24 protein-coding genes, 1 pseudogene and 1 riboswitch are annotated in these 23,607 nt (G+C 48.5%); of the genes and pseudogenes, 21 read left to right on the top strand and 4 right to left on the bottom strand.

The annotated features are described in order from the left end of the window. The first annotated feature begins 123 nt into the window (after positions 1–123). The 11 genes from WH45_RS10935 to WH45_RS10885 all read left to right on the top strand — a co-directional run bounded on the left by WH45_RS10935 (position 124) and on the right by WH45_RS10885 (position 8,710). Entirely contained in the window at positions 124–546 is a 423-nt protein-coding gene (locus WH45_RS10935; RefSeq protein WP_046214359.1) for a chemotaxis protein CheW, read from the top strand. 315 nt (positions 547–861) lie between these two features. Next, on the top strand, positions 862–1,545 hold the full coding sequence (locus tag WH45_RS22850; protein WP_052723728.1) for a phospholipase D-like domain-containing protein: 684 nt from the start codon (positions 862–864) through the stop codon (positions 1,543–1,545). Between the two features lie 209 nt (positions 1,546–1,754). After that, positions 1,755–2,309 (top strand): GNAT family N-acetyltransferase, encoded by a 555-nt coding sequence (locus tag WH45_RS10925; RefSeq protein WP_046214358.1) that lies wholly within the window; start codon positions 1,755–1,757, stop codon positions 2,307–2,309. Beyond that, complete coding sequence (locus WH45_RS24130) at positions 2,227–2,799, top strand: GNAT family N-acetyltransferase (protein ID WP_082096705.1); 573 nt, start codon at positions 2,227–2,229, stop codon at positions 2,797–2,799. The genes WH45_RS10925 and WH45_RS24130 overlap by 83 nt, the downstream gene beginning before the upstream one ends. A gap of 39 nt (positions 2,800–2,838) precedes the next feature. Next, a complete protein-coding gene (locus WH45_RS10915) occupies positions 2,839–3,396 on the top strand; it encodes a GNAT family N-acetyltransferase (RefSeq protein ID WP_046214357.1) in 558 nt (185 codons plus the stop codon). A gap of 15 nt (positions 3,397–3,411) precedes the next feature. Beyond that, positions 3,412–3,924 (top strand): GNAT family N-acetyltransferase, encoded by a 513-nt coding sequence (locus WH45_RS10910; protein WP_046214356.1) that lies wholly within the window; start codon positions 3,412–3,414, stop codon positions 3,922–3,924. Between the two features lie 21 nt (positions 3,925–3,945). Continuing rightward, positions 3,946–4,641, top strand: coding sequence for a response regulator transcription factor (locus WH45_RS10905; RefSeq protein WP_046214355.1), 696 nt, complete (start codon positions 3,946–3,948; stop codon positions 4,639–4,641). Beyond that, complete coding sequence (locus tag WH45_RS10900) at positions 4,638–6,098, top strand: sensor histidine kinase (protein ID WP_046214354.1); 1,461 nt, start codon at positions 4,638–4,640, stop codon at positions 6,096–6,098. The genes WH45_RS10905 and WH45_RS10900 overlap by 4 nt, the downstream gene beginning before the upstream one ends. A 105-nt stretch (positions 6,099–6,203) precedes the next feature. After that, a complete protein-coding gene (locus WH45_RS22845) occupies positions 6,204–6,935 on the top strand; it encodes a PepSY domain-containing protein (RefSeq protein ID WP_052723726.1) in 732 nt (243 codons plus the stop codon). 139 nt (positions 6,936–7,074) lie between these two features. Continuing rightward, positions 7,075–7,671: a PepSY domain-containing protein gene (locus tag WH45_RS10890; protein WP_052723725.1), complete on the top strand. Its 597-nt coding sequence runs from the start codon at positions 7,075–7,077 to the stop codon at positions 7,669–7,671. A 295-nt stretch (positions 7,672–7,966) separates the two neighbouring features. Beyond that, positions 7,967–8,710, top strand: a complete 744-nt coding sequence (locus WH45_RS10885) for a DUF7638 domain-containing protein (protein ID WP_052723724.1) — start codon at positions 7,967–7,969, stop codon at positions 8,708–8,710. A gap of 126 nt (positions 8,711–8,836) precedes the next feature. Here WH45_RS10885 and WH45_RS10880 read toward each other — a convergent pair whose 3' ends face one another. Together WH45_RS10880 and WH45_RS10875 are read right to left on the bottom strand one after the other, a co-directional pair. Further along, positions 8,837–9,019 (bottom strand): hypothetical protein, encoded by a 183-nt coding sequence (locus tag WH45_RS10880; RefSeq protein WP_046214353.1) that lies wholly within the window; start codon positions 9,017–9,019, stop codon positions 8,837–8,839. Between the two features lie 350 nt (positions 9,020–9,369). After that, on the bottom strand, positions 9,370–10,407 hold the full coding sequence (locus WH45_RS10875; protein WP_046214352.1) for a LacI family DNA-binding transcriptional regulator: 1,038 nt from the start codon (positions 10,405–10,407) through the stop codon (positions 9,370–9,372). A 635-nt stretch (positions 10,408–11,042) separates the two neighbouring features. On the opposite strand from WH45_RS10875, the gene WH45_RS10870 reads away from it, so the two are divergent. From WH45_RS10870 to WH45_RS10850, 6 genes and pseudogenes are all read left to right on the top strand, one after another. Next, entirely contained in the window at positions 11,043–12,332 is a 1,290-nt protein-coding gene (locus WH45_RS10870; protein ID WP_046214351.1) for a sugar ABC transporter substrate-binding protein, read from the top strand. 2 nt (positions 12,333–12,334) lie between these two features. Beyond that, complete coding sequence (locus WH45_RS10865) at positions 12,335–13,684, top strand: carbohydrate ABC transporter permease (protein WP_200897675.1); 1,350 nt, start codon at positions 12,335–12,337, stop codon at positions 13,682–13,684. Next, a complete protein-coding gene (locus tag WH45_RS10860) occupies positions 13,681–14,523 on the top strand; it encodes a sugar ABC transporter permease (protein ID WP_046214350.1) in 843 nt (280 codons plus the stop codon). The genes WH45_RS10865 and WH45_RS10860 overlap by 4 nt, the downstream gene beginning before the upstream one ends. 282 nt (positions 14,524–14,805) lie before the next feature. Continuing rightward, positions 14,806–14,889: pseudogene (locus WH45_RS24125) on the top strand (YHYH domain-containing protein); the annotation flags it as partial. 156 nt (positions 14,890–15,045) lie between these two features. Further along, positions 15,046–15,378: a copper amine oxidase N-terminal domain-containing protein gene (locus WH45_RS24120; RefSeq protein WP_324292933.1), complete on the top strand. Its 333-nt coding sequence runs from the start codon at positions 15,046–15,048 to the stop codon at positions 15,376–15,378. Between the two features lie 661 nt (positions 15,379–16,039). Further along, positions 16,040–16,525, top strand: coding sequence for a P-loop NTPase family protein (locus WH45_RS10850; protein ID WP_046214348.1), 486 nt, complete (start codon positions 16,040–16,042; stop codon positions 16,523–16,525). A 145-nt stretch (positions 16,526–16,670) separates the two neighbouring features. Here WH45_RS10850 and fabF read toward each other — a convergent pair whose 3' ends face one another. Beyond that, positions 16,671–17,918: a beta-ketoacyl-ACP synthase II gene (gene fabF, locus WH45_RS10845; RefSeq protein WP_046214347.1), complete on the bottom strand. Its 1,248-nt coding sequence runs from the start codon at positions 17,916–17,918 to the stop codon at positions 16,671–16,673. 144 nt (positions 17,919–18,062) lie between these two features. Between fabF and WH45_RS10840 the strand changes: the two genes are divergently transcribed. After that, a complete protein-coding gene (locus tag WH45_RS10840) occupies positions 18,063–18,929 on the top strand; it encodes a helix-turn-helix transcriptional regulator (RefSeq protein ID WP_046214346.1) in 867 nt (288 codons plus the stop codon). A 349-nt stretch (positions 18,930–19,278) separates the two neighbouring features. Further along, positions 19,279–20,142: an MBL fold metallo-hydrolase gene (locus tag WH45_RS10835; protein ID WP_046214345.1), complete on the top strand. Its 864-nt coding sequence runs from the start codon at positions 19,279–19,281 to the stop codon at positions 20,140–20,142. Between the two features lie 163 nt (positions 20,143–20,305). Here WH45_RS10835 and WH45_RS10830 read toward each other — a convergent pair whose 3' ends face one another. Beyond that, positions 20,306–20,878, bottom strand: a complete 573-nt coding sequence (locus WH45_RS10830) for a histidine phosphatase family protein (RefSeq protein WP_046214344.1) — start codon at positions 20,876–20,878, stop codon at positions 20,306–20,308. 181 nt (positions 20,879–21,059) lie between these two features. Here WH45_RS10830 and WH45_RS10825 point away from each other — a divergent pair, with 181 nt between their 5' ends. Continuing rightward, the gene (locus tag WH45_RS10825) at positions 21,060–21,263 is read left to right on the top strand and encodes a DUF4177 domain-containing protein (protein ID WP_046214343.1); all 204 of its coding nucleotides are present in this window, start codon (positions 21,060–21,062) and stop codon (positions 21,261–21,263) included. 96 nt (positions 21,264–21,359) lie between these two features. Beyond that, a complete protein-coding gene (locus WH45_RS10820) occupies positions 21,360–22,904 on the top strand; it encodes an SMI1/KNR4 family protein (protein WP_046214342.1) in 1,545 nt (514 codons plus the stop codon). 459 nt (positions 22,905–23,363) lie between these two features. Further along, positions 23,364–23,565: riboswitch (cyclic di-AMP (ydaO/yuaA leader) on the top strand. Positions 23,566–23,607: the final 42 nt, after the last annotated feature.

Raw genomic sequence — 23,607 nt, 5'->3', positions numbered from 1 at the left:
TGGACAATGTTGTACGTACAATTGGACGGAAAAATAAATAATTAAACAAATGGGTTGATTTGGTCGATAAAGGTTATAAATGCATATGCATAAGCCAGAAATACATTCAAGGAGCCAACCAATATGAAAATTGAACTTATTGTCTTTTATGTGGCGAGTCAGCCTTATGCGATTAATTTTAATGAAATTGACGAGATTCAACCTGCCAAAAAAGGAACACCATTACCATTTGCAGAAGACTGGCATGAAGGACTGATCACGGTTCGTGGTTCCCTTTATCCACTCGTTAACCTGCGCAAATTGCTCGCCGTCTCTTACGACAGTCCAAAAGAAACAGATAAAATGATCCTGCTGCGCCGCTCTCGTGTAGCTCTGCTCGTCGATGAGCTGGATAACACGGCGATTATTGACGAGTCCGATCTGCGCGAGAACCCGGAAGTGAACAGCCGTGATATTCTGCCAAGCGCATTTGAATCCAATGGCAGTATCGTGCCGATCATTAATGTGGAAATTCTGCTGTCCTACACACGCAACTCCTACGTATAATCGTTCGCTGACGGATAAGAATATATACAACAATAAGCCTTGTCTGATTGCAGACAGGGCTTTATTTTTATTCAGGAAGAAAAAAGAAAAAAGAAAGGGTGCAGGAGACAAAAGGTGCAGAAAAGACTGCCCGGGATTGGAATAAGAGATGCGCATCTCTGAGCATGACAGAGAAGTCCGATATGCTTTATACTAAAAGAATTCTTTCGTTAATAGTACAGCAGCTAAGCTTATATACCAACTGGTCTGAATATCCAGACAAGCTATGCATACAACGTACAGAATAGTATGGTAAGACAGAGAGGAACTAAATTCATGAAATGGTCCAACAAAACAAAAATCACCAAAAGCCAGCCCAAGTCAATTAAAAGCATATCCATTCTAATGCTGAGTACCATCATGCTGCTCAGTGCCTGCTCGTCGGGTACAGCAAGTGATGAGTCCCAGGCTGCTGCCCAGGATAATGGAGCAGTCGAAACAAACGAAAAAAATCCCGCTCTAGACACTGATGCCAACCAACTCGGATCTGCTGCTGTCGATCCATCCAGTATAGATTACGCTTTTACTTCCGAAGGGCAGGATGGAGAGCGGCTGGTGCTTCAGACGATCAATGATGCCCGGCAGTCGATTGATCTGGCAATGTATAATTTATCACGCGGCTCCATCGTCAAGGCGCTGGCCAAAGCAGCGGAGCGCGGGGTGCAGGTACGAATTATCAGCGACCAATCTAAGGTGAACCTGGAAGATCTGCAAAAGCTGCTGGATGCGAATGTGCCGATCCGCATCAATACCTTTGACGGCAAAATGCATGAGAAGCTTATGCTGGTCGATGGACAGACCGCGCTGGTCGGTTCATTTAACTATACACGTGCTTCCAGTGAAGAGAATGATGAAGTGCTGCTGGCTATTCATGACGCCGCGCTGACCGGCAAGTGGAAAGAGGTTTTTGAAAAGATGTGGAACAATCAGGAACGATATCGGGACTGGAAAGGAAACTGATTGAATCCGTTCGTAGCAGAAGCTAAATCAAGAAAATAAGCATTACAACAAGGCCGTCCTGAAAAGGGCGGCTTTGTTCATTTTATGCGCAAATATAAGAGAGCAATGCACGCTTTGTTTATGATAAAATACGAAATAATCTTTTGATTTGAATATCTGTTTGCAGCAAGTAGTCAACAGCATTACATAATAGCGAAGGAGTGTGGGTTATGCGAGTGGAAGATGTATTTGGGCATTTGCCGGTATTGGAGACGGAGCGGCTGCTGCTGCGTCCGGTAACCAAGGAAGATCGGGAGGATATGTATCTATACGGCGCCGATTCGGAACTCACACGTTATGTGACCTGGCATACGTACCAGACGATTGAGGATGCGGATACGTTTATCGAGTATTTGCTGGATAGGTATGAGCAGGGACAGGTTGCACCATGGGCTATTCAGGATAAAGAATCCGGCCGGATGATTGGTACGGCCGGATTCGTAAACTGGAATATTACGCAATTCCGCGCTGAGGTGGGTTATGTGCTGGCACGCCCTTACTGGAACCGCGGCTATATGACGGAAGCTATGGAGGCGATTCTCCAATTTGGCTGTGAACAGATGAAGCTGATGCGGATCGAAGCCCGCTGTATGACAGGAAATATCGGTTCCACCCGTGTGCTGGAGAAGCTGGGAATGCAGTATGAAGGTCTTTTACGTAAGCATCTGTATGCCAAAGGCAAGTTCCATGATGTTCAACTCTATGCCGGCATTACACATGAATAAGGACTATAACAGCGATAGCTCTGTGAGTGGCTCCATTGCCTTTTCCGGAGAAGGACAGGACAAGGACGGCCGGCTGGTTCAATTGCAGCCGGGATTACATGTACAGGCAGCCAGACAGCTGCTGACTCTGTGCATGGGAGATGCACAGCATATCGAAGCAATATATACACAATACGCAGCAGGCAATTCCAGGTACTTATATGGATGGCTGCAAAAAGGAGATCTTGCCGGAATTCTTGGCATTCATATCTGTAGTGCTGACCGGCATGAGATAGCTCATCTGGCTGTTGATCCTGCTCACCAGCATGCTGGGATTGGCAGCCGGCTAATACAGACGTATCGCGGGAAATATGCGCATATTCAACTATTTGCTGAAACCGATCATGAAGCTGTAGGTTTTTACCGGAAAAATGGGTTTGTCATAAGCAGTCTGGGAGAGAAGTATGCTGGTGTGGAGAGATTCCATTGCGTGCTGTCAGCAGACTGTTGATGCCAGCCGTTCATTTTAATTGAGAAAGGAGCAGGGAGCGTGTCATCCGAACAGTCATCTAAGTCCAATCATTGGTCATCTTCTTCATCTGCGCCGGTCTCGCAGGCAGAGCTGGAGTTCTATCATCCCCGGCATCTGGAGGCGCTTATGCAATTTGAGCTGCCGGAGGAGCAGCATCGTTTTACCGCTTTGCCGGCCGAGGTGCTGGAGCAGGCACTTCGAGATCCTGACCGTTATCCGGTAGTGATTACTGCTGCCGGTGAAGCGGTAGGATTCTTTATTTTGCATATTGGCTCAGGAATCGCGTCCTATAGGGCATATACGAAGACGGATTTACCAGAGCTGATGCTGATTCGTGCACTGCTGGTCGATTATTCCCGCCAGGGGCAGGGATATGCCGCTCAGGCCATGTCCCTGCTGCCTGGCTGGGTGCATCAGCACTTTCCGGCGATTCGCGAATTGATCCTTGCAGTCAATGTCAAGAATGAACCGGCACAGCGCCTTTATCTCGGGACGGGATTTGTCGACCGCGGGATGCGCCGTCAGGGCATCGTAGGTATGCAGTGGATCATGCATTATTGTTTATCATCCAAATAGCGGGGAGAATTTGTCATGAACACAACTATTCAATTTGAAACGGTACAGGAGCAGCATCTTTCATCGATATTATCCATTTACAATTATTATGTTGTGCATACAACGGTGTCTTTTCATACGGAACCACTGTCGCTCGAGCAGATGCGGACGCAGCTGATGAATGTGCCATCTCATTACAAATCCTATATTATCCGCGATACCGAGGCGCCTGCCGATATTGCAGGCTACATACTGGTCACCCCGCACAAAAGCAAGCAAGCGTATGATACGACAGCCGAAGTAACGATCTATTTGCATCCGGATCATACAGGCAAAGGGCTGGGCAGTCAGGCACTGCGTTTTCTGGAGGAAGAAGCATCCGGGAGCGGATTCCATGTGCTGGTCGCAACGGTATGCACCGAGAATGTGAACAGCATTCGTTTATTCGAGCGTCATGGGTACGAGAAATGCGCACATTTCCGCCAGATCGGACGCAAATTTGATCGCTGGCTCGATATTGCCAGTTACCAGAAAATCATGGAGGAATAAAGTGTATAGAGGAGGCATCGTATGTCAGGCATTCTGATTGTGGAAGATGAACATAAAATATCCAGACTGCTGCAGATTGAGCTGGAAGCAGAAGGGTATGAAGTATCCCAGGCTTACAACGGGGCACAGGCATGGGATATGTACCGGGAGGGCAGCTGGGATCTGATTCTGCTCGATGTAATGCTGCCGGAGATGAGCGGAATCGAGATTTTGCGGCGTATCCGTGCCAATGATCCGGCGACGATGGTCATTTTATTGACTGCCAAGGATTCGGTGGAGGACAAAGTGTCCGGCCTAGATCTGGGTGCCAATGATTATGTGACCAAGCCATTTCAGATTGAAGAATTGCTGGCCCGTATTCGTGCTGCGCTCCGTCTGCGTGAGCAGCAGCAATCATCAGCGATGGAAGATGGTGAATGGCTATCGGCAGGAGGGCTGAGGCTGAATGAAGGAACCCATCAGGTCGAACGGGATGGACAGCCGATCGAGCTGACGCCGAGAGAATTTGAACTGCTGGCTTATTTGCTGCGCAACCAGCGTCAGGTGCTGAACCGGGAACAGATTCTGGCAGCGGTCTGGGGCTATGACTATTATGGCGATACGAATGTGGTGGATGTATACATACGCTATGTCCGTAAAAAAGTGGACCAGGGATATGAGCGGGAGCTGATCCATACGGTCCGCGGCGTTGGCTATGTGCTTCGGGATCACGCATGAAGCTGCGTACGAAGATTCATCTGTACTCCTCCGTTTTGTTTGCCCTGTTATTTATAATGACCAATCTGCTCGTGTATGTCGTATTCAGTACGATGACGCTGCAGCAGCAGCAGAGCCGGGTTGAATCACAGACGAACAAGACTGCGGATAACATGCGTCAGTCATCGGCAGATACGTCTGCGGCCGATCTGCTGCGTGCCTATGTTCCTGTAGAAGGCATGATCCGTATCGTGCGGGAGACCGGCAGCAATACGCTGCTCGTCACTTCTGCCGATCAGCAGCAGCTGGCCGAGCGTCCAGTCAGCTATCTGGAAGAACGCAGCGCAGAGATTATTACGTATAATCAGCAGCGCTATGTATTCGTATCGGTACCTGTCATCTGGAATGACGGTCAGGTCGTGGATATCCAGGTGACCGAGAGTCTGCGGCAGACCGAGCAGTATCTGAATGCGCTGCGGATAGTACTGCTGATCGTGACCGGTCTGGCGATGATTCCGGTATTCCTGTCAGGTCATGTGCTGGGACGGATCATTATTCGCCCGATTGCAGCCATCACCGCCACGATGCGGGATATTCGCAGAAGCGGCCAGTTCCAGCGCTTAACAGTGCCGTCACCATCCAGCGACGAACTATACGAGATGAGCGCTACATTTAACAGCATGATAGATCTGCTGGAAAGTAATTATGATAAGCAAAAGCAGTTTGTCTCCAATGCCTCGCATGAGCTGCGTACGCCGCTGACGATTATCGAGAGTTATGCCAGCCTGCTGAAGCGCCGTGGCATGAATCGGCCGGAATTGTTCCAGGAATCGGTCGAAGCCATTCATTCCGAAGCGGTGCGGATGAAGGAGATGACCGAGCAGCTGCTGCTGTTGGCGAGACACGAGGAGCAATGGAATCTGACGGTGGAGACAGTGGATTTGCTGGATCAGGCAGAGCAGTTGTCCAGAGAGTTCGATACAGCTTATCACCGCCGCATAGAGATACGGGTAGCTCCGGAGCTGCAGCGGCAGCCAGCACTGCTTTCTGTACAGACCGATGCGGGCAAGCTGCGCCAGATGATCTTTATTCTGCTGGATAATGCACGCAAGTACAGCAGTGAGGATATTACGATGGAGCTGGCACTTGATCATGCACAGCGATCCGAACAGGCAGCAGGCAAGCGCCAAACGGCTGCTGCTGAGCCGAACCGGTGTATCAAAATTATAGACCGAGGGATTGGCATTCCGGCAGAAGAGCTGGATAAAGTATTTGACCGATTTTACCGGGTCGACGAAGCCCGTGTCCGCCAGGATACCGGCGGATCAGGACTCGGTCTTACCCTGGCCAGACGGATTGCCGAAGCGCTCGATGCCTCGATTCGGCTGGAAAGTACTGCAGGAGAAGGAACCAGCGCTATTCTGTCCCTACCATCCGCTCCTGCCAATCTGCCTGCCTTCTCAGCGAATTCTAATTGAATGCCTGTATACTGATAGACAGCATATACACGGCTAAACAACAGCAATTCTGAATGAATTGGAACAGCATGAACAATACAGCACGAATCACAGGGAGGGGCAAACATGATCAAGCGTCGCTGGTGGCTCACCGGGGGAATAGCCGCACTGCTCATTATTTTCTGTGCCGGGATACTGGTCTGGCGAACATTGCTTCAGGCTTCACCGGTACTGACAGCGGAAGAAGTGAATAAGCGTATACTGGCAGAATATCCGGGAGAAATCACCCGTTTGATCCAGCAGGGAGACACATATGAAGTTCGACTGCAATCAGAGCGAGGAATCTATCAATTGGTGCTTGGAGCGCAAAATGGGGAGATTCGTTCGATTAGCCGAATCGGAGGGACGAATGCATCCGCGAGCAGTACAGCAGAAGCAGTAACCCCATCCGGTACCGCACAGACAGACACCAAGCCGCCTGCGTCCTCATCGAAACCTTCGGATGCAGCGAATTCTGCAAAAGGGCAGCAGTCTTCATCCTCCTCTGGTGCTGCAGCCGATTCCACATCCGAGGGTTCATCCTCATCGACCCCACCGTCCAATAATAACAAAAGTTCTTCCAGTGCCGTATCGCCTTCCGGTGTGATCAGCGCCGAAAAGGCAGAGCAGATTGCCCTGCAGCAGGTACGCGGTACAGTCGATGATACCGACTATGAGCATGGTGACAAACAGGGGCAGAGCTATTATCTGGTGGAGATTGATACGGCCGACGACCGGGAGGCGACAGTACAGATCAATGCCATTTCGGGAGAAGTCATGTCCGTTACCTGGGACGAAGCGGATGAGCCAGAGGCATAGACCGGCTTTGTGATCATTGTAAATGGATCTGACGGCTTCTCATCAAATTCTAATCTTGCTGTAATCTCCATCTCATTCGGGGACTTTATAGTATAAGCATACCCGATAGCAGCACATAACGAATGAGGAGGAATTACTTATGATGAACAAAAAAGTTGGAATTGGTGTACTGACCGCAGCGATTACCCTAGGAACAGCAGGCAGTGTTTTTGCGGCTGCCACCAGTAACAGTACAGCGAACACCCAGAACAATCTGAACAATGTGATTGGTACGCAAAAGGCAGAGGCCATCGCTCTGCAAAAAGTACCTGACGGAATCGTGGAAAGTATCGAACTGGATCGTGAACGCGGCCAGTTGTACTATGAAGTGGATGTAGACCGCCCGCAGGCAGCAGATGTCGACGTGCACATCAATGCGCTGAATGGCAAGGTCATCCGCACCGTTACTGATGATAATGACGATAACGATGCAACCAGCCGGGAACAGCAAAATGTGAACACAGCCAATCTGAAAGTCAAAACCAACGAACAGGCTGCCCAAATTGCCAGAGCACAGGTGAGTGGAACCGTAACCGGTATTGAACGTGATGAAGAAGACGGCCGTATCCAGTACGAAGTCGATCTGCGTATTACCGGCGGTGAAGCAACTGTAGAAATCGATGCAGCGACCGGTAAGGTAACAACGGTAGACAAAGACTATGACAATGACTCTGATGATGAGAACGACAACGATTAATATATAAATTTGAATATAACAGGAAAGCTTACTGTACAAGTGGTAAGCCTGCTCTCCTGATTACACAGAGACCGGCTAAAAATGGTAGAATACTATCATTTTCAGCCGGTCTTTTTCCTGCTTTCTTCTCTATCGGTTCAGGCTTTGCCGGGCTATAATCAATTCCACGATTTGAATCTTCATCCACATTATGTGAAAATAAATGATTAAGAAGGTAAGAAATTAATTAATAGTATAGATAAAGCTGTATATAGAAAAGGCAATCGCAACATGTACCAAAAGGAGAGGAAAAACCATGCATAAAATTAGCAGACAAAAAACGATTGAAGGAACTACAATTCCGGGTTTTATCAGCAATGGGGAATACATGTATATCAATGTGCATATTTTCGAGGATGGTATAGTCAACTGCTGGGAGCTGGTCGATATGCAGGGGTTGAGTCAGAAAATAGAACTCGGCTGGCTTACCGCCTCGGTTCCGGAGCGGGAATCCATTTTGGTTTATGAACTGGGAAGCTTCCGGGTGCTGGATGGAAAATGGAATTATGATCAACATGATTATTATGAGCGTATCGTCAATATACTGCATGATCTGAATCCCTCTATGACAAATATTTACAAGATGACCCTGGAAGAGAAGATGAAGATGGAGCAGCGGCGGATTATTCCGGTCGCAGATCCGCAGGATTTTTATGTACCTTCCGAGCAGGAGTATAAAACAGTACGGGGAGATGGCAGCTTTATCTTTATGCGCCGGGAACAGCGGAATTATCTGGTGTATCTGACTGTATACCAGGATGGCCAAATTAAATGTGAAAGTACAGAATTTGAGGAAATATTCCATATTCATGAACTGCATGATCTATTTATGGAAGGTGTATTTTTCACCCAAATCCATGCGCCATTGCGGGTTATATTTGATCATCTGGGTGAAGCAGAGATCGTAAGCAATGGTTACTCCGTCAATATGGAGCAAAAGTATGATCAGCTGCAAGCCATTTACAAAAGACTAAATAAAAAATCGGATAACGGGGAATAGTCAACTTTTTCGGATAGATAAGCAATCTCGCTAAGGTTGTGCATAGAGAATATAATAAGAATATCCTCACTACGGCAAATACCCCCATCTGCACTGCAGATGAGGGAATAATACAGATTATACGGATTATTTCAGTGAATGATGTTCCAGCAGATCATGGCGATTGCGCAGTTCCAGGTGAAAGCGGATGCTTTTCAGCAGCAGGGGGTTATGATCCTGCTCTGCTTCTTCCATACGTACTTCTTTGATGGAATCCGGACTGCATAGAAATTGGGTCATCCACAGGGATAGATCGGTATCCTTTTTCATGATGTAACCCTCCTCAATATAGAGTAAAAGCTGTTAACCAGACTGTTTCATAAAGTAAACAAAAGAAACGAATTTACAGAGTCGGCTGCAGATGCCAACCTGATCTGTATACCTATTGTATCGTCCTTTGTTTAATAAAATGTGATGATCACCTTAAAATTACATTAAATTCAGAAAATGATACATACACTTATGGCGCAAAGCATGTATGTAGATTCAATTCAAATGGGGATTATAATAAAAAAATAGGCAAACAGCCCTGTCCAGCAGATGGAAAGGGCTGTTTGCCTATTTTGATGTAAAAATGATATCCGGTATTTATCATAAATACCATAATGAATCGTTTTCGCTCAATGACGAGGAGGAGAAAATATGGAAGATTGACGCACAATCAGACGATGCGGCACAATATGACGCTGATAGACGAGCTTGTCGGGGTCCTTTTCCTGAATCGCCTGAATGAGTGCCTGAGAAGCGCTGTACCCCAGATGGTAGATGCCGATATCCACACTGCTGAGCGGCGGCGTAGACAGCTCGGAGAGTGCGATATTGTTAAAGCTGACAATGGCAATATCTTCCGGTACCTTGTAACCGAGTTCATGCAATCCGCGCAGAATGCCAAAGCTGACGATATCGTCGACGACGACCAGCGCCGTGGGACGCTCCGGCAGATTCATGAAAAAGGACATGGCCCGGTAGCCGCTCTCCTGCAGGAACTCACCTTCTACAATCCAATCTTTGTGGAATTCCAGATTGGCTTCTTTCAGTGCCATTTTGAATCCTTCCATCCGGTCAAGCGAGACGACCAGTTCCGGCGGACCGCTGACAAATCCGATCCGCTGGTGGCCCATCTGGATCAGATGCCGCGTTGCATCGGCAGCAGCCTGCACATTGTCGGTATCGACAGAAATAATATTTTTATGCTGTTCACTGCGTCCGACGAGCACGGCAGGGAAATGATTCCGGCTCAGAAACTCGACCACCGGATCGTTTTTGCGGGAATAGAGCAGGATCGCTCCATCGATCCGTCCACCGTAGACAAGGCGTGATACCGCATCCACTTCTTCCTGCTCACTGGAGCCGGAGCTGAGAACCACGTCATAACCGCTGCGGTTCGCCTGAGCGACGATACCGCGGATCAGCTCCATGAAAAAGGTGTTCAGAAAGAGCTCTTCTGCAGGCTTGGGCAGAATAACGCCCAGACTGTGAGTCGTTTTGGAAACAAGGCTCTTGGCCATAATATTGGGATGGTAGCCCATTTCCAGCATGATGGCTTTGACCTTTTCGGAAGTGGCGTGACTGATTCGCGGATGATTCGATAATACGCGCGACACGGTGGAAGGAGATACGCCCGCCTTTTTGGCGACATCTTTGATCGTAACTGACATATGTACCCCCAGATTAAAATTTATGAGCAGACAGACAATCTGTCCAACAAAATGATGCACGAAAAATACGAAAAACATAGCTGAAAACAGGTACAGAGCTGTACAAGCCAGCCATGGTATTGGGTCCGCCAGGCGGAATTGCAAGAGTTAACATACTAAAGTACATGATGTGTATCTATGGTAATCGAAACCGCGCCATCATGTAAACTGTAAAATTAACAGATCAGGGAGCAGTTGTAAAATCTCAATAAAATGCATGAGAAGAAGAGATATTAAGTATACTCTATATAATGTAACATAAATGCCTGAAAATAGCCCAAAATCATCTGTGCAAACGTTTTAACTAATAAAAGATTTGAGTTATGATGAATTTGCTTATTAAAGCGCTTTCTAAAAGCAATATGTAGGAGATTACAGATTGCGGTACATAGATACAGCTGAGTATGAGGAAAATTGCTGTAACTTGAACAAACGTTTGCACATACATAGTATTATTATGCACACCGGCAGGCATTTCCCTTCGCTATATTCAGACAGGCAGCGAAGGAACCGTATTATTATTGCATAATCCTCTTATGAACTGTGTATCGGAAAGCGCTCACAAGCCTAATACGGAGCGGAAGGATGAAGAAGATATGTCACGTAAACGGAACTGGGGAATACTGAGCTCTATCCTGATCATGATGTTGCTGGTATCGGCATGTGGAGGTCCAAGCGGTACAGGAGCAGGTCAGACAGCCGATCCCGCTGCTGGTGCCGGAGAAGAAATGCAGGAGATGACACCGGAAGATGGGGCCAAGCTGACCGTATGGGATAGTGGAGACCAAAAAGCATTTATTGAAGAAGCCGCCAAGGCTTTTAAGGAAAAATATAAAGTGGATGTAACATTTGCCGAGCTGGGACCGGATAAGTCGATGGTACAAATGGTAACCGACGGCCCGGCAGGTGTCGGTGCCGATGTATTCGCTGGTGTACATGACCAGATCGGCCAGGGCGTATCGGCAGGTGTACTAATGCCAAATGACTGGTTCGAGGAAGATACACGCGGCCGTAACAGTGAACTTGCTGTTAAAGCGCTTACTTACGAAAATATTCTGTATGGATATCCAAAGTCTGTAGAGACGACAGCTGTTTTTTACAATAAGGATCTGATCAAGGAAGTACCGCAGGACTGGAAGGGTGTAGTCGATTTCGCCAATACATTCAACGATACCAAGTCCAACAAGTTTGCGATCATGTGGGAAGTCGGCAACGGTTACTATGTATTCCCGTTCCTTGGTGGTTACGGCGCATACCTGTTTGGTAAAGAAGGTACGGACCCGACAGATATCGGCATGAATAATGAGCAGGCAGTAGAAGGTGCCAAGTTCATCCAGAGTCTGAACAAAATCCTGCCGCTGAAGACATCCGATATCAATGCGGACATCAAAAAATCCCTGTTCACTTCCAATAAGCTGGCGATGAATATCAGCGGACCGTGGGATACCGGTTCACTCAAGGAATCCGTAAAAAATATTGGTGTCGGCATGTATCCGAATCTGCCTAACGGCAAGCCGATGACACCATTCTCCGGTGTGAAAGCGTACTTTGTTAATGCTTATACCAAGTATCCGAATGCATCCAAAATGTTTGCGGACTTTATCACTTCGGAAGAGTGGCAGGTCAAGAACTTTGAGATGAATGGTGCCCTTCCGGCCAATACCAAGGCTGCCGAGAACGAAACGGTACAGAGCGACCCGATTGCATCCGTATTCCTAAAGCAGTTTGAGAATTCCGTACCGATGCCATCCATTCCTGCTACCGCACAGTTCTGGTCACCGATGGAAGCGGCAATGTCCTCGATCTGGAACGATGGCAAAGATCCGAAAGCGGCGCTGGATAACATGGTCAACCAGATGAAGAGCAATATCCAGACAGGGCAATAACAATGAATAGAGCTATTACCAATCCTAATCGTGCTGCCGGTATGGGGAATGCCGGCATAGCGGCTCTACTGTCCGTACTGGTCATGGGTCTGGGTCAGATGTATAACCGTCAATGGATGAAAGGAATTATCTTTTTGCTTGCCGAGCTGGTCAGTCTGTATCTGATTGTGACCAGCCTGGCATATAACCTGTGGGGTCTGGTCACGCTGGGTGAACAGTCTGCTCACATGGAGAAAATCGGCAGACTGTACCGTAATGTGCCCGGTGATCACTCCATTTTCATGATGATCTATGGTCTGGTGGCTCTGCTGTATATTGGTCTGCTGGTCTGCTTTTACATTGCCAATATCAAGGATGCCTACCGGATCGGCAAACGCCGCGAACGCGGAGAAAAGGTCAATAATTTCCGGGCCACATGGCGTCTGCTGGGCAATCAGGGGTTCCCTTATGTGCTGCTGACACTGCCGGCGATCGGCGTGCTTGTGTTTACGATTCTGCCGATCATATTCATGATCCTGATGGCTTTTACCAACTATTCGGCACCGGATCATATTCCGCCGAAAAGTCTGGTTGATTGGGTAGGGCTGCGTACCTTTACCAATCTGGTTACGCTGGAGGCGTGGAGCCATACCTTTGTCGGCGTATTCACCTGGACGATTATCTGGGCGGTGGTCGCTACGGTAACGACTTATTTTGGCGGTATTCTGGTAGCGCTGCTGATTGAACAGCAGGGTATCAAGTTCAAAGGATTCTGGCGGACGCTGTTTATTCTGCCGTATGCGATTCCGCAGTTTATTTCCCTGCTGGTCATGCGTAATCTGCTCAACTACCAGTTTGGACCGGTCAATCAGTATTTACGCATGATGGGACTGGGTGGTGTGCCTTGGCTGAACGATCCGTTCTGGGCCAAAGTAACTGTTATTATGGTCAACATGTGGATCGGTATTCCGGTATCCATGATTCTCGTACTGGGTGTACTGACCGCCATTCCACGTGATTTGTATGAAGCGGCAGAGGTGGATGGAGCGACCGGATTTCAGAAGTTCCGGAATATTACGATGCCATTTGTATTGTTCCAGACTGCACCGATTCTGATTATGCAGTTTGCCGGCAATATTAATAACTTTAACGTGATTTTCCTGCTGACCAACGGTCTTCCGGCCAATGGGGATTATGCGTATGCAGGCAGTACGGATCTGCTCGTCACCTGGCTGTACAAACTGACGCTTGATAATCAGCGTTATAACTTTGCCTCGGCGATCGGCATTATTATTTTCATTATTATTGCAGCCTTCTCGCTGTACAATTATCGACGAAGCCGTTCCTTCAAAGAGGAGGATATGATCCAATGAAGCAAAAAAGACGCTTTAAGCTGGCGCTCAGCTATGTACTGCTCGTGCTGATTGCGCTGGTCTGTATTTACCCGGCCCTATGGATTATCCTGTCCTCTTTCAAAGTCGGTGACTCGCTGTACAGTGAGACGTTGATCCCGCGCCAGCTGACACTGGAGCATTATATGGATCTGTTCCGTTCCCAGTCGGACAAGGATCTGCCTTATCTGAAATGGTACTGGAATACGCTTAAAATAGCGGTCACCAGCATGGTGCTTGGTACACTGCTGCAGGTACTGACCGCGTATGCGATGTCCCGCTTCCGGTTCAAAGGCAGACAGACGATGATGTCGGTGATCCTCATTCTGGGTATGTTCCCGGGCTTTATGAGCATGATCGCAGTCTATATTATTTTGCTGCAGATGAATCTGCTGAATTCACCATGGGCGCTTGTACTTGTATACACGTCCGGGGCGGCACTCGGCATGTTTGTTGCCAAAGGGTTCTTTGATACGATTCCGCGTGCGCTGGAAGAATCGGCGCTGCTGGATGGAGCGAGTCATTCCCAGATTTTCCGGCTGATTATTTTGCCGCTGTCGACACCGATTATGACGTATATTGCGATTACAACCTTTACCGCAGCCTGGGTAGACTTTATTTTCGCCCGGTTGATCCTGCGCTCCCGTGAGAACTGGACGCTGGCGGTAGGACTGTATGAGCTGGTAAGCAGTTATTCCAGTACGGAGTTTACGCTGTTTGCAGCTGGCTCGGTACTGGTGGCCCTGCCGATTACACTGCTGTACATGTTCCTGCAACGCTTCCTGGTGCATGGATTGACAGCCGGTGCAACGAAGGGGTAAAAGGAAGTTAAAAAGAGTGCTGAATAACAGTGTTCTTGTAGATGCTTGTAGATGAAAGTACGGCTTGAGATGATAATATGAGTAATTCAAGGTAATCCAAGAAGAGACCAGAATGCGCTGGTCTCTTCTTTTTGTATTTTAGCAATTTATTATTTCTATTAACCAAATAAGAAAAATAATGGAAAATGAAGAAAAGCGATGATAGTATGGTAGGTAGATTACATAAGGGAGGTTATTACCATATTCAAATCATTAGTATCCGCATGTGCAGTCGTCCTATTTTTGTTTGTCAGCTTAACGGCTTCCGCTCATCCTGGCCGCACCGATTCGGATGGAGGACATTACTGTCGTACGAATTGTGCAAAATGGGGACTTGCAGATGGAGAATATCATTATCACAATGGAGGCTCGGGAAGCTCCGGCAACTCCACATCTTCGGATTATTCATCAGGCAGTACGTATACCGCTCCAGCTGTCCAACCTGCTGTACCGACATATCAGGTTTCCGGCCTAAAGGTGTATGTGAATGGAACCAGAGTACAGTTTGGAAGTGATCCTGTGATGTATAAAGGGTCCAATTTGGTACCTTTGAGAGAAATTGCGGAAGCGCTTGGTGCCAAATTAACATTCAATTCAGATGCCGGTGCTATAAGGGTCAGTAAAGATAAATACAAAATGACACTGACTATAGGCAGCAAGACGGTCTACTATAATGGGAAAAAAGATACAATTTCTACCGCTCCAGTTGTAATGGAAGGCGTAACCTATGTTCCAGCACAGGTATTTGCCAGAGGGCTTGGAGCAGGTATTGTATATAATGCCAATACGGAAACATTAAAATTAACGATCAAATAGCAGATTTCATGACATGATGTACACACATCAAAAAAAACCAGAAGTGGCCTGTAGGGCTTCTTCTGGTTTTTGGCATTTCTGTAGGGATGTCTTGCAAATTCTATTGTATGCCGCCACTTGCTTCTCAAAAGGAATCCTGTCATCGCATAAGATTGAATCTCTATATACGCGTCACAATCCGATCTACCAACTTTCAGGCAGGCATCAGCATCCGGACTCTGCTGTCGGACAGCGTACCATGAGGCGTTTTTCCCTCCTCATGGAAATTCTGTTAGTATTATAGCATGAGTTTTCAGCCGCAACCGGCCGCTGACAGAGTGATGTACCCTGATAGGAAATGCAGATATCACTGCTTCCAAATGGAAAGACAGTATGTAACCTGCTGTATTGGTGCATGTTCATTTACTTGTGGTTAATAATTGAAATACAAGTGAAACAGATACCGATATATTGGAAAAGGAGGTGCACTATCATTGCAGGCATCCATAAGCTGCAGCAAGACAGGAGCCTTATTCCTGCAGCAGATGGAACCAGCCGGGGATTATGTTGGCGATTAACGCCAATTATATGGAACCGGAATCATACAAAGTGGAGAGTGTACGTGCGGCAGCGTGCCGAATGCCTGTCCACGGTGCAGGGTAATCTTGGGGAGGTAGTGACTATGCCGTTAGCCAGAAAAATACATATTGTGGGAGCTCCCGGAAGCGGCAAAACCGAGCTGGCTGCCAGGCTTTCTGCCAGATTGGGTATCCCCAGCTATTCACTGGAATCCGTCCTATGGAACAGTGATGGCAAAAAAAGACGTCGCAACACACCTGTAATGAGGCAGCGACTTCTATTGGATATTATTAGCAGGGACGAATGGATTGTAGAGGGCAACCTGATGGAATGGCTGATTCCCAGCTTTGCGCTGGCCGATCAGATTATTTTCCTGACTCCGCATCCGTTTGTACGGGACGGGCGAATGCTGCAGCGTTTTTTGCGGCAAAAAATCGGCACAGATCCGGATCGGGATCGGCTGAACCTGCTTGGTCTGCTGGATCGGCTGTACTGGAATCATCGGTTTGAATATGAGTCCAAGCCGGCTATTCTCAAGGTAGCCGAGCCCTACAAACATAAGCTGATCGTTACCCGGCAGGTGGATTGATGACTCTCTCGGCAGGCAGCTAGCTGCCATTTTGCAAGACTCACACAGCTCCGGCATTTGCTGCCGGTGCTTTTTTTGCGTTGACCCATAACAGGCACATCACAAAAAGCCGGGCAGGACATCCCGGCTGTACTTGTTGCTTCAATTATGCTGTGGCTTCCTCATATCGCTTCACTACAATCACCGCATTATGACCGCCAAATCCAAATGAATTCGACAGGCCGATCTGCATATCCGCATGCCGGGCTGTATGGGGGACATAATCCAGATCACAGGCCGGATCGGAATGATCCAGATTGATGGTTGGCGGAATCAGACCATGACGGAGCATCTGTACCAGTGCGATTGCTTCCGCACCGCCAGCTGCGCCCAGCATATGACCGGTAATCGATTTGTTGGCAGTCACCGGCACTTCGTATGCACGATCACCGAGCAGCTGCCGGATCGCCATCGTCTCCGAGATATCGCCGACAGTTGTACCAGTCGCATGAGCGCTGATCACGTCAACCTGCTCGGGAGTAATGCCTGCATTTTGCAGTGCATGCTTCATGGCCTGCAGCGCACCTCTTCCTTCCGGATGAGTGGCTACCATATGATAGGCATCCGAGCTGGCACCATAACCGATAACCTCTGCATAGATCGGTGCTTTGCGGCTTTGTGCATGGCTGAGTGATTCCAGTACCACGATGCCGGCTCCCTCGGCAATAACGAATCCGTCACGATCTCGGTCAAATGGCCGACTGGCTGCCTCCGGTGCATCATTGCGGGTAGAGACAGCGGTTGCGTTGCCAAAGCTGGCAAGAGACACTTCATTGGTCGCAGATTCGGCACCGCCGGCAATGATCACATCGGCATCACCCGAGCGGATCAGACGCATTGCCTCACCGATCGCCGTATTGCCGATGGAGCAGGCCGTCACCGGTGCCAGCGTCGGTCCCCAGCTGCCAATGCGAATGCTGATCATCGCTGCAGCACTATTGGCAATCATCGATGGTACTAGCGTAGGGCTGACACGTTCCGGTCCGCGCTGCATCAGTGTCTGATGCTGGTCCAGCAGGGACTGGATACCACCGATGCCAGAGCCGACATAGACACCGACACGCTCGCGGTTCACCTGATCCATGTCCAGTCCGGCATCCTGGATCGCCTGATCGGCTGCAGCGATAGCAAACTGGGTAAAGCGATCCATCCGGCGTGCTTCCTTGCGTCCAAACAGCGCATCTGCATCGAAATTTTGCACTACGCCGGCAATTCTGGACTTATACCGCTCCGTATCAAAAGCATCAATAGCACGGATGCCGGATTGTCCGCTGCTCAATTGCTGCCAAAAAGTATCTATATCATTTCCGATTGGAGAAACAATACCCATTCCTGTAATAACGACTCTTTCCATACTGCTTCCTCCTTGTAACTATGGTTATATGGGATTACTTCTGTATTTTTGCATGTAAATTATCCTATTACAAGTTACCGTTTATCCTAGTATAATAAGTAACAGGCTAACAGGTTAGTTATAAACATATACCAAGGAGGAGCTATGAATCATCAGGCACGTCTGCTGGCATTGTCGGCTTTTCTCAAAGCACAGCGGGCCAAAATTTTACCGCAATCGGTAGGATTGACTGTGGGTACACGCCGCCGGACACCGGGGCTGCGGCGCGAAGAGGTCGCCCAGCTGGCAGGAGTCAGCACCACCTGGTATACCTGGCTGGAGCAGGGGCGGGATATCCAGGTATCTGCTTCCGTATTGGAAAATGTAGCGGCAGCGCTGCAGCTGAATCCGGATGAGCGTCGTTATCTATTCTCCCTGGCACTGGATAAAGGGCATGGCGTCGCGCCCATTACCGAGGAGCTTCCGCATATTTCTCCATCTCTTGCCAAAATACTGGAACAGCTCAAATATTGTCCGACCATTGTCTCAGACAGGCACTGCCATATCGTCGGTTGGAATGAGGCGGCGCGCCATGTTTTTCTGGATTTTGAGCAGATTCCGGAGTCGCAGCGCAATATGATCAGTCTACTGTTTGCACGCAAGGAATTTCGCAGACTGGCAGTGAACTGGGATGATTTTGCCGGAGACTTTCTGTCCATTTTCCGGGCTTATTATGGGCAGTATGTAGAGGATGAGTGGTATGAGCAGTTTCTGGGCGAGATGATGGAGGTATACCCGGATTTTCGTTCATTATGGGAACACAGCAAGGTCAGCTCGGCACCGCAGGTTGTTCTTGAATTCCGTCACGCACGAGGCGGTAAGATGCTGTTTGAACTGACTTCACTGCTGGTGCATGGCAGCGGCGATCTGCGCTGCAGCATTTATACGCCTGTACAGGATTCGGCGACAGAGGTGAAGCTGATGGCGCTGATGGAGCGAAGTCGGACACAGGGAGAGTTGCCGAAGGAGTAGTGTATGGTGTACGAGCAGTTATTCTGGATTTGTTAAAAGTAAAGCCGGATCTGCAATACACAACATGCCAGCTCTGGGATGTAAAAAGATCTATTGCCATGCATCGCTCCAACAGATGCAGTAGATCATGCATGTACAGCTGCCGTTTATTAGACTGTACCGTTGGGCAGAGTGAGCAGATGTAGTACAATGGTGGAATATAGAAATAGCTTTTATTTCAGGCAGTCTGGGCAGAATCAGATTCAGACCGTATGATGAATAGCGCTACCATATATACAATTTACCATCATATCCATCTGTGCAGCCAGCTTCACAGATGGATATGAATCAGAACAGGAGATGCCGTTTTATGCAGATTATGCAGAATTTGTCTTCCCATATTAATTATCTAACCCCTTATCAGGAGACGGATCGTCCTATTCTGGCAGCCGTGACAGGCACCAGATCCACTTTGCTGATTGATGCAGGGAATTCCGCCAGTCATATTCAGCTGTTTATTGATCAGCTGGTTAAGCAGGACATCTCTCCCCGCTGGCTGGTACTTACCCACTGGCACTGGGATCATGTATTTGGCATGAATCAGGCCAATACAACCATTATCGCCCAGACAATAACGACGCAGCATATTAAGGAAATGCAGCAGCTGTCCTGGTCCGATGAAGATCTGGACCGCCGTGTGGAAGAAGGCACCGAGATCGCTTTTTGCGCAGATGCCATCAAAAAAGAATTTGTGGATGACCGTGATATTCTGCTGCCGACACCGGACATTACCTTTGACCGCAAGCTTGAACTGGATCTTGGTCGCGTACACTGTATCGTGGAACATGTCGGCGGAGATCACTCTTCCGATTCCTCCATTATTTATATACAGGAAGATAAAGTACTGTTCGTAGGCGATGCATTATATCCGAATATCCACGTCACGCCTAACTGCTACACACCAGCCACCACATTGAAGCTCATCCAATCCCTGCGCAAATATGATGCAGACCTTGTGGTGTTGTCCCATCATGCCGAGATCTGGGATACGGAGCGGTTCGAACAGGAGCTGGTGCTGCTGGAGCGTACGGCCCGTCTGGTACAGAATGCCGAGTATGACCGTGATCAAGTGGCTCAGCTGCTGACCGATCAATATGGCAGAGCGCTCAGTGACTATGAGCAGGAGACGATCGACCTATTCATCAACGGACGCGCTCTGGAAGCGCAGGCGTAAGTACCCTGTTACAAATTGTCTCCAGTTCTCATAATGTTTGGTCCAAGCCATGAGAAATACCCTGCCCGAATTATCGGAGCAGGGTATTTGGATAGCATCAGATCGTGTGCAGAAGCAGTGCCGGCGTAGAGAACCACCAGCTGACCAGGCAAAAGCAGGACAGTTAGCGCAGCGTCTGACGCAAAGCGGCCTGTGCCTCGGCATCACGAAAAATATGCAGCTTGCCATTTTCCACCATTCGCATACGCGGACCGGCAAATCCACGCTTGATCAGCTGCTTGCGCATGTATAGCATCAGCGCCCAGTGGCTGACCACAAGAACATGCTCGGCCTCCGAGGAAAGGATCACATCAAGCGCGCGGTCAATCCGTGCTTCCGTCTCGGCAACCATTCGTTTGTAACGCCGACTCAGCAGAGGAGCAATCCGGGCAAAGGCTGCCCAGCCGATAAACGGAAAGCGCAGCTCGGTCTGAAAGGTAGGGGGCGTAATCTCCCGCAGCTCCGGCATAATAATAATTTCGCCAGGGTAAATGTACTGGGCAGTTTTGAGTGCTCGCGGCAGATCGCTCGCAAAACACTTCTCCCAGTTCAGCCCCTGCAAATCCGTTTGTCCTTCCTCGATGTCGGCAACATCATACTCTTCCAGCCAGGTGACCAGTTCACGGACCGTCACCATCTGCCGGATGGGAAATTCCTTATTTACTTTGAAATGGCGGACAAGCCCTATAGTCTTCATCACGAGTCTGGTATAACTCCTTATCGTTATTATGTTACAATATAGCTTGTTGGATCGGTTCCAATCAAGTCAGGAACCCGATTTGGCCGTGCATATTCGACGATCGGCAGCAGCTTTTGTTATACATTGTATACCCGTTTCTGCGAGTGCCGAATTGTTTTGGAGAAAGGAAGATCATACCATGAGTCAGTGGGAATATAAAACATTAAAATTACCGGCAGCCGGTTTTATCAATGGCAGAGTCGACAGTCATCTGCTTCAGGAGGAACTGAACAATCTCGGTTTTGACGGCTGGGAGCTGGTCTCCTCCTTTGATACCAGTATAAGTCAGGGCGACCTGGGCGAGATCGTGCTTATTTTCAAACGCAGCGCTCTCCTGGATTAATCGGGAACTACATAGAGAACGGTACAGCAGTCTGGGTTCGACAGATGAATACAAACAGGACAGATTGGTTTAAGTTAGGAAGAAGGAGGCTTGTATATGATAGGAACATGGATCGAGGAAATCAAGTCCATTTTGAGACCGGAGATGAGCAGCCTGGAGGACTTTTTGCTGCCGCCTGCCGGGGATGTGGAGATTGCCCATGCCGAGCAGGCAATGGGAGTGACTTTTCCGGATGAATTGAGGCAGCTCTATCATATTCATAACGGGGAATCCCGCAATGGTCCCGGCCTCTTCTTCGGGCTTCAGTTTTTGAGTCTGGACGATATGGTGAGCGAATGGAAAATATGGTCTGATCTGCAGCCGGAATATCAGGAGCTGGGCGATCATTATTCCATTCCATCCGGCTGGATCAAGGAACAGTATATCAACAAAGGCTGGCTGCCATTCTGTCATGATGGCGGAGGAAATCATCTTGGTATTGATCTGGACCCTGCTGAAAAAGGAATTGTCGGACAGGTGATCAATTTTGGCAGAGATGAGGAATTAAAGCATGTGATTGCACCCAGTCTGGGCGAGTTTATCCATTTCATGCGAGATATGGTTCGTGAAGGCAATTATACGGTTGTGGAAGAGGAAGGCATGGGCTACTGGGTATACGGCCGCAGTGATCAATCCCGTCTGCTCAAGGATGCCCAGATGTATGCCATGGGTGATATTATCCAGCTGCCTGAGGGAGAAGAAAGCGACCAGCTGGATACCTGGTTTGCGAGTCTGGACCCGGTCTGGCGTGATCTGATTACGGAAGGATACGGAGATGCGGAATCTTTTGTAACGGCGAATCAGATTTATTTGCCGGATGCACAGCTGACGGATGCGAGTCCGTTGTCCCGCTGTGCCCAGGTGCGCGAGCTGCTGCTGAACCGCAATGGAATTAATGACATTACGCCTCTGGCACACTGTCGCGAGCTCAAAAAGCTGCATCTGTTCCGTAACCCGGTACGTGATCTGTCTCCGCTGCAGAATTTGCCTTATTTGCAAATTCTGAATATTGAGGATACCCAGGTACAGGATCTGAAGCCGCTGACCGCTCTGACGCGTCTGTATGAGCTGGACTGCCGGGGTACGGCAGTGCAGGATTACTCTCCACTCGCCGAGATGACTACGCTGCACAAGCTGGCGATTTCGGCTCCGACACGTCAGGCGGCTGAATTTATTGCCAGCCTGCCCGAGCTCTGTGAACTTACCATTCTGGGTGCGGATGAATGGCTGCCGGAAGACTGGGAACAGCTGGGCCGCATGCTGCCGCTGCGCAAACTGTATATTGGTGGACTGCATGACCGGAGTATTCGGTACCTGAGCGGATACAGCCAGCTGGAGAGCCTCACCTTGTACGAATCCCATATTGAGGACATCTCTGCGCTGGCCGATCTGCCGGCTCTCAAGGAAATCAAGCTGATGGAAGGGTGCCTTATCGGCAATCTAGAATCAATCAGCGGATCGGTCACGCTGGAGAAATTCACCGGAACGTTTGCCCAGTTTGAGCTGCTCAAGGACGCATTTGCACAGTATGTGAATTTCTCGCAAATGATTGGAGAAATGACGGACGAACAGCAGGATATCTGGCTTCGTCATACCCGCTAATCGTAGAGAAGAGCAGATAAACAGAACAATAAACAGAGTGATTATACAGGCATAAGTGAATTGTGAGACGGAGCGCCCGGAGCGCTCCGTTTTTTTAGCATGCAAACACCGATTCGAATCGCCGGGGCAAGATCAGTTTAGAATGGCAATTGAAAAGAATGACATAATTGTTTTCATGATTTTGCAAGAATAACTGAATACATATTTGCAAACAATGTCGAATTTAAGAAAATGAAAGCAAAATAGAGCAAAACAGAGGTGGAGATAGATAAAAAATTAATAAATGTTCTAAAGGAACAACTGTGAGCCAGCAAGGTCTATTTTGACTTTTCCTTCACCTTTACAGTTAGCAAGGACAGGCGTAATATACATTTCAGGATTTAGAGATTCACAGATTTTATGTGCAAATCTGGAGTCAGCGGCTGCCGTAAATGGACAGTCCCTATACTTGGGTTTTATGTTCTGCAATTGCTGAGTTTCCGGGTTTACCGGAAAACGGGGGAACCAATGATGCAGTAAATATTGGCGGTGTGAGAGCCACCATATTGACTGCAAGGGGTGAATCCTTCAGGCTGATCACCATGGTATCAGTCTGAAGGTAGGGCGACTCTCACCGCCCGAATCCGACAGCTAACCTCGTAAGCATAGATCGAGAGGGAGTGTGAAACTTGTGCCATGATGACACAGGGGATAAAAGCTCTGT

This window comes from Paenibacillus wulumuqiensis (assembly GCF_000971965.1).
GTDB classification, from domain to species: domain Bacteria; phylum Bacillota; class Bacilli; order Paenibacillales; family Paenibacillaceae; genus Saccharibacillus; species Saccharibacillus wulumuqiensis.
Note: the sequence above shows the minus strand (reverse complement) of the source record. Positions and strands in the feature narration are given on the sequence as shown.

Coding starts and splice junctions, on each gene's coding strand:
- WH45_RS10905 (WP_046214355.1), top strand. CDS start 3,946: ATGTCAGGCATTCTGATTGTGGAAGATGAACATAAAATATCCAGACTG.
- WH45_RS22845 (WP_052723726.1), top strand. CDS start 6,204: ATGATCAAGCGTCGCTGGTGGCTCACCGGGGGAATAGCCGCACTGCTC.
- WH45_RS10890 (WP_052723725.1), top strand. CDS start 7,075: ATGATGAACAAAAAAGTTGGAATTGGTGTACTGACCGCAGCGATTACC.
- WH45_RS10875 (WP_046214352.1), bottom strand. CDS start 10,407: ATGTCAGTTACGATCAAAGATGTCGCCAAAAAGGCGGGCGTATCTCCT.
- WH45_RS10830 (WP_046214344.1), bottom strand. CDS start 20,878: ATGAAGACTATAGGGCTTGTCCGCCATTTCAAAGTAAATAAGGAATTT.
- WH45_RS22850 (WP_052723728.1), top strand. CDS start 862: ATGAAATGGTCCAACAAAACAAAAATCACCAAAAGCCAGCCCAAGTCA.
- WH45_RS10885 (WP_052723724.1), top strand. CDS start 7,967: ATGCATAAAATTAGCAGACAAAAAACGATTGAAGGAACTACAATTCCG.
- WH45_RS10825 (WP_046214343.1), top strand. CDS start 21,060: ATGAGTCAGTGGGAATATAAAACATTAAAATTACCGGCAGCCGGTTTT.
- WH45_RS24130 (WP_082096705.1), top strand. CDS start 2,227: ATGAAGGTCTTTTACGTAAGCATCTGTATGCCAAAGGCAAGTTCCATG.
- WH45_RS10935 (WP_046214359.1), top strand. CDS start 124: ATGAAAATTGAACTTATTGTCTTTTATGTGGCGAGTCAGCCTTATGCG.
- WH45_RS10840 (WP_046214346.1), top strand. CDS start 18,063: ATGAATCATCAGGCACGTCTGCTGGCATTGTCGGCTTTTCTCAAAGCA.
- WH45_RS10870 (WP_046214351.1), top strand. CDS start 11,043: ATGTCACGTAAACGGAACTGGGGAATACTGAGCTCTATCCTGATCATG.
- WH45_RS10860 (WP_046214350.1), top strand. CDS start 13,681: ATGAAGCAAAAAAGACGCTTTAAGCTGGCGCTCAGCTATGTACTGCTC.
- WH45_RS10820 (WP_046214342.1), top strand. CDS start 21,360: ATGATAGGAACATGGATCGAGGAAATCAAGTCCATTTTGAGACCGGAG.
- WH45_RS10865 (WP_200897675.1), top strand. CDS start 12,335: ATGAATAGAGCTATTACCAATCCTAATCGTGCTGCCGGTATGGGGAAT.
- WH45_RS10835 (WP_046214345.1), top strand. CDS start 19,279: ATGCAGATTATGCAGAATTTGTCTTCCCATATTAATTATCTAACCCCT.
- WH45_RS10880 (WP_046214353.1), bottom strand. CDS start 9,019: ATGAAAAAGGATACCGATCTATCCCTGTGGATGACCCAATTTCTATGC.
- fabF (WP_046214347.1), bottom strand. CDS start 17,918: ATGGAAAGAGTCGTTATTACAGGAATGGGTATTGTTTCTCCAATCGGA.
- WH45_RS10850 (WP_046214348.1), top strand. CDS start 16,040: ATGCCGTTAGCCAGAAAAATACATATTGTGGGAGCTCCCGGAAGCGGC.
- WH45_RS10900 (WP_046214354.1), top strand. CDS start 4,638: ATGAAGCTGCGTACGAAGATTCATCTGTACTCCTCCGTTTTGTTTGCC.
- WH45_RS10925 (WP_046214358.1), top strand. CDS start 1,755: ATGCGAGTGGAAGATGTATTTGGGCATTTGCCGGTATTGGAGACGGAG.
- WH45_RS10910 (WP_046214356.1), top strand. CDS start 3,412: ATGAACACAACTATTCAATTTGAAACGGTACAGGAGCAGCATCTTTCA.